This window comes from Levilactobacillus hammesii DSM 16381 (assembly GCF_001434395.1).
Lineage (GTDB): Bacteria > Bacillota > Bacilli > Lactobacillales > Lactobacillaceae > Levilactobacillus > Levilactobacillus hammesii.
Genome location: NZ_AZFS01000004.1, coordinates 1 through 3,069, shown reverse-complemented (window position 1 = coordinate 3,069; position 3,069 = coordinate 1). Strand labels below are relative to the sequence as shown.

Below are 3,069 nucleotides of genomic sequence, written 5' to 3'. Positions count from 1 at the left end.
AAGACTACCAACAAAGAACCGACAAAAAGATAGTCAAGGTACAAACATGATTAGCCCTACAGCTGAAAGAATTATTAAAGACAAGGTAGCAAAGCCTTTGGTAGCAAATGCCCAACAAACAAGTAGCAAAAAAGTGACAAAGACTAGCAAAGAAAATTATGAGCTAATCTCTACTCTAAGAAGAGAAGTAGCAGATTTAAAGTCTCAACGTGACAAACAGCTTGCTACCAAAGACCAGCAAATAGAAAATCTAACAAAATTACTAGATCAATCACAACAATTGCAATTAATAGCTGAAAAGAAAATTGAAGCATCTAAAGAGATTTCAATTAAAAGAACAGAGCATACCGATAATATTGATCTAGGGGAAAAAATCATTGGTGGCATTTTTGGTCATAATTTAGAAAAAGTAATAACTAATTTAAAAATCTTTAGTTAGTCAAACTTAAAGATTTTAAATTCATTCTCTCTCCTATTAAGAATAAAGAAAGCTGGTCCACAGTTTAAGCCGTGGACCAGCTTTCTTTATTTCATTCTAAAAATCATTGTGAAGAGCTACATAACATTATTCTTTATCTTCAAGGTACTGTGACTTAACAGCATCATAATTTTGTTGCCAAAGAGAAGCGTTCTTCCCCGTCGATTGCGGATTGTTTCCCAAACTTCTAGACATTTCAATCGTATTATTAACTAGTTTATTTTGCACTTCCTTCCAAAGTTCGAAAGGATCCTTTACCCAATCTAAAACTCCTGTTTCTTGGGGCTGGATTAAGTATCTAAAACCAGCAAAAATTGGGAACAACAATCCTTGAGAAATATTATATTCTGTTTTATCTTTGAAATATTTAGTTTCAGATAACCGTTTTTCAACTCCTTTTACACTTCCAAATCTAGCATTTTTACCAGAAATAAATTTGTATGCACTAGGAACGTCTAACTCTATTTGGTTATATAGTTTGACCATGCTAGGTAATAAATGAGCCAAGTTGTAATAGGGACTGGCATCTTTTTCATTGCGAATTGATTTCAAAAATTGCCTTAAAACATACGTTTTCCCACTATAAGCCTGAATCGGTTGTGATAGGGACTGCTTAGGGAAACTAATCGCATTCATCGCAAACATTAATCTAATTAAATCCGTGGCGTCAATATCAAAATCAGCCGTATTCTGGTTTTGCTTATATGCAATTCTTTTAGCATAAGGCTCATCTTTAATTGCTTTTTTAACAAAATCAAAGTTCCCTGCTAATTCAGCTATTGCTTTATCATTAACCTGAACACTATGATTTCTCGAAGAAGCAATTACATCGATAGGCTCTAATTCAGTTATTTTGGTGGCAATCTCTAGATGGACATATTGCACTATCCCTTCATGTATCTGATTGCGTCTGTCCAAAATAGCTCGGTATGTGTGTCCTCCATCTAAAATCCCATATTGCATTTTGTCATTTCCTAAATCAACATGAAGAGTATTACCTCGCCAACTAACTGATTCTGCCGACATAAATATCCCTCTATTGTTCAAATAAAACATTTCGGAGTCGCTCTCTAATCCCCTAATAATAGCTTTAGCAACATTAGTGTGCATATTCGTTTCACGCGGGTTTACTTCTGTTGGAATCCCACTAGGTAAATCATTCACGTCCACGTAGGCATGATAAATATAATACGGTTCATCTCCAGAGTCCTTACGTTCAGAGTAGGGGCTCTTCATTCGTGACACAACTTTTGCTTTTATGTCTAAAATCAAATTTTTATCCATTTGTCTATCCTCATTTCTATTTTTATAACGAATCATGATTCATTTTAAATACTACTAGCATTTAAAATATATTAGAATACCATAAGGGCCCCATTTATTTATAAAAAGGACAATTACAGATGACTACAATTAATAAACAATATGACCAATATAACTCTATCGTAGGTAATGCTTTTCGTGAAATTCGTAATGCTGAAGGAGTAACTCAACAAGAATTAGCGGCCCGTATGGATCTTGATATTAAAACAATATCTAGAATTGAAACTGGTAAAAATGCTTTAACTATAGCTGTTATAAGAAAAATGAGTGACCCTTCAGTTTTGAAAAAAGAAAACAAAGACCTATTAGAGCTATGTAGACTGTTGATCGATGAACCCTCTGAACATGTGAAAAATAATGAATAACAATTTAACCACCAACATGATTATCGCTATCTTTGGTCAAGAAATATTTAGGGGCTATAATATACAAATAACCCCTCAAAAACATTGAAAGAATAACCCCCAAGATCTATAATATAGATCTTGGGGGTTATTTGTTTTAATATTAAAGAAATGACTTCTTCTATTTGTCATCAATACTAAACAATAATTTGTACAAAGTGATTATTTCTTCTAGTTCTTCACGCGATACATGATCGACAATAGTTTCATCAGTGACATGTCTTGCCCGTAAATCTAAGGCTATGGTTTGATCTAATAATACTTTTCCATATACTGTTTGACTACTAGTTAGTCGATGATACATTGGAAAATTACGCTTGGTACTGCTAATTGGAGCCACAATCGTCATGTTACTTGTCTGACAGACTAGATCATTGCTTAGCGCAATGGCTGGTCGCTTATTCATCTGTTCATGACCACGGCTTGGATTAAAGTTAACATAAAATATATCACCTTGGCTTACCATTGAAGTTCATTACCTTCTGACTTTCCCCAATCAAGCTCGTGATCCCTTTTCCCGTCATCTTTCCAATCCTTAAATAGTTCGTGAATATTGGTTGGGTTCTTTTTTATTGGTGTTAAAACAATTGATCCATTTTCAATGGTTATTGTCATATCTTGGTTATCATCTAATTTCAGTTGTTTAATAATTTGGCTAGGAATTCTAGCAGCTTTCGAGTTTCCCCACTTTGCTAAGCGTGTTTGTTCTTTAATAAGTTCCATATTTTCCCCTCCTAAATTATTATTACAAGTCAAGTATATCCCGTGTAGATACACAATGCAAATATTCTTACTGGAGGTCATTTACATGCAACAAGTTGTCTTACCCATCAAAGATTCAAACGTTCTTAAAGAGGTTCAAGA

5 protein-coding genes are annotated in these 3,069 nt (G+C 33.9%); 2 read left to right on the top strand and 3 right to left on the bottom strand.

Annotation, left to right across the window (positions count from 1 at the left end; genetic code table 11):
• Positions 1–439, top strand: a 439-nt coding sequence (locus tag FD28_RS00185) for a DUF536 domain-containing protein (RefSeq protein ID WP_083478070.1), incomplete at its 5' end; no start/stop codon positions are given.
• A 126-nt stretch (positions 440–565) separates the two neighbouring features.
• On the opposite strand, the gene FD28_RS00180 is transcribed toward FD28_RS00185, so the two are convergent.
• On the bottom strand, positions 566–1,762 hold the full coding sequence (locus FD28_RS00180; protein WP_057731291.1) for an AIPR family protein: 1,197 nt from the start codon (positions 1,760–1,762) through the stop codon (positions 566–568).
• A gap of 119 nt (positions 1,763–1,881) precedes the next feature.
• Between FD28_RS00180 and FD28_RS00175 the strand changes: the two genes are divergently transcribed.
• Entirely contained in the window at positions 1,882–2,166 is a 285-nt protein-coding gene (locus tag FD28_RS00175; RefSeq protein WP_057731289.1) for a helix-turn-helix domain-containing protein, read from the top strand.
• 160 nt (positions 2,167–2,326) lie between these two features.
• Here FD28_RS00175 and FD28_RS00170 read toward each other — a convergent pair whose 3' ends face one another.
• Together FD28_RS00170 and FD28_RS00165 are read right to left on the bottom strand one after the other, a co-directional pair.
• Positions 2,327–2,671 carry a type II toxin-antitoxin system PemK/MazF family toxin gene (locus FD28_RS00170; RefSeq protein WP_001748110.1) on the bottom strand — a complete coding sequence of 115 codons (345 nt, stop codon included), beginning with the start codon at positions 2,669–2,671 and terminating at the stop codon, positions 2,327–2,329.
• Positions 2,665–2,928 (bottom strand): AbrB/MazE/SpoVT family DNA-binding domain-containing protein, encoded by a 264-nt coding sequence (locus FD28_RS00165; protein ID WP_003643337.1) that lies wholly within the window; start codon positions 2,926–2,928, stop codon positions 2,665–2,667. Before FD28_RS00165 ends, FD28_RS00170 begins: the two co-directional genes overlap by 7 nt.
• Between the last annotated feature and the right edge of the window lie 141 nt (positions 2,929–3,069).